This is a genomic window from Devosia sp. Root436, from assembly GCF_001426345.1.
Classification (GTDB): domain Bacteria; phylum Pseudomonadota; class Alphaproteobacteria; order Rhizobiales; family Devosiaceae; genus Devosia.
Genome location: NZ_LMEM01000008.1, coordinates 1 through 1891, shown reverse-complemented (window position 1 = coordinate 1891; position 1891 = coordinate 1). Strand labels below are relative to the sequence as shown.

The following is a 1891-nucleotide window of genomic DNA, read 5'->3' as shown; positions in this document are numbered from 1 at the left end:
AAGGGAACGCCTGAACCAGGCGATCCTCAATCAAGCCGTGACGCTGGTGCCTTGCCATCACCTCACCACGCGCACCCTCCCGCGCAGCGGGTTAGTTCCTCGACCCCATTTCCGCCGCTTGCGTCGCCCGTGCGGCTGCCCGCAAGCGGACGTTGCGGAGCCAGGGGCTCCATTCTAACCTTAGTCATGCAAAAACGTCCCTCATCGCGTCTTCTCGTCCTCAACGGTGAACAGCACGTACTGCTGTTCAAGTTCGAACATAAGCGAGGGCCGCTGGCCGGTCAGGCTTTCTGGGCAACTCCTGGTGGGGGAGTCGACGAAGGAGAGTCCTTTGAAGATGCGGCCCGACGAGAGTTGTACGAAGAGGTTGGTATGAGGGTATCCGAGATCGGAATGCAGGTTGCACAACGCACCGCGATATTCGCGATGCCAACCGGGGAAATGGTCGAGGCAGACGAGCGCTACTTTCTAGTAAGAGCCGAGACGGGCGCCGCAGTCTCTCACGAATACTGGACAGAGTTGGAAAGGGAGGTCATGGCCGCTCATCGCTGGTGGAGTCCAGCTGAGATTCAATCTGCCAATGAGCAGATATGGCCGGAAGATGTTTCAAAAATGCTCATCGATGCTGGAGCGTGGCCGTCCATTTCGTAGCTGCTTGAACGGAACGCTACCAGATCCGTTCACAGTAACCGAAGGCAAAGAGGGGGCGTTGCCGATCGGCAGCAAACGACCCATTTCTGTCAGCCACTGGCGTTCCGGAATGGGCATTGCGCGAATGCATAAATCTCAAACTGTGCACAACCGATTTTCCGATCGAGCGCCTATTGCTTGATCGACCCCTCGATGTGACCGTGCGCCATGGATCAGTCGCGCGCATTTCTACATCATCTTGAATCCGTAGTATCCCGCTATCGAGGCGAAGTGGCCGCAAAGAGCGAACATCTCTCAGTGCTTCGCTGGCAAATATCGCAGCGGGATTCCCTGCATGACCGGAACACGATGCCCGGTCACATTACGACAAGCGCCATCATACTCTCGCCAGATCTTAAGCAGGTTCTGCTGATCGACCACATCTCCATTGGACGTTGGCTTCAGCCCGGCGGGCACTATGAACCCTCCCAATATTTCTACCAGTCGGCGCTACGGGAGGCCGTAGAAGAGACCGGCGTGGTTGGGCTGAGCCTGCACCCTTGGCATCACGGGGATGTGCCGTTTGTTATCGACACGCATGACGTTCCGGGGAAAAAGTTACGGCATGAACAGGACCACGTCCATCATGATCTGCAGTACCTGTTCCTAGCGGATCCATCCCCACGATTGACGCCTCAACAGGAAGAAGTCCACAGGGCCGAGTGGAAGCCATTTGACGAACTGAACGAGATTTCTCCAAAGGCGGTGGCTCGCCTGCGGGCCATTTCCGATCTGTAGCGGCGCGTCCAGCGGGATCACTCTCCGTTAGACCCTAAGGCTTTTTGGCTTCCTTGTTCGCCCGGTGCTCAAGGTCACCGCCGCAGGCCCGAAACTCCTTCTATAGATCCTTCAAAAGCTGGGAGCTGATGACTCCCGGCACATGGTGCAAGATACATGCGAACGCAGCAGCGCCGAAGTCGTCGCCCGCTTAGACGTCCGATTAGGGCGCGTTGCGGTCGAAGTACGGCGGCCACCTGAATGGCCGCTTTCCCGGCTCCGCCGCCCAGAAGCGGTCGGACAGGAATCCACCCCGTTCTAGACTTGGCGGCGACCTAAGCAGACTTGCAGCTTTCAGGAAATCCGAAAGGCGGTCTGAACGGCTTCTGTGGATGGCTCCCGCATTGCAAGAGATAATTCGACGTTCTGGCGCATTGGTCGGGTGCAGTCTTCTGTCCGGCCTGTTGATGCAGCCATTAGAGAC

2 protein-coding genes are annotated in these 1891 nt (G+C 57.4%); both read left to right on the top strand.

Annotation, left to right across the window (positions count from 1 at the left end):
- A partial coding sequence (locus tag ASD04_RS05040; RefSeq protein ID WP_348271014.1) for an NUDIX domain-containing protein occupies positions 1-651 on the top strand: 651 nt, incomplete at its 5' end.
- 207 nt (positions 652-858) lie between these two features.
- A complete protein-coding gene (locus ASD04_RS05035; RefSeq protein WP_082531003.1) occupies positions 859-1428 on the top strand; it encodes an NUDIX domain-containing protein in 570 nt (189 codons plus the stop codon).
- The last annotated feature ends 463 nt before the right edge of the window (positions 1429-1891 follow it).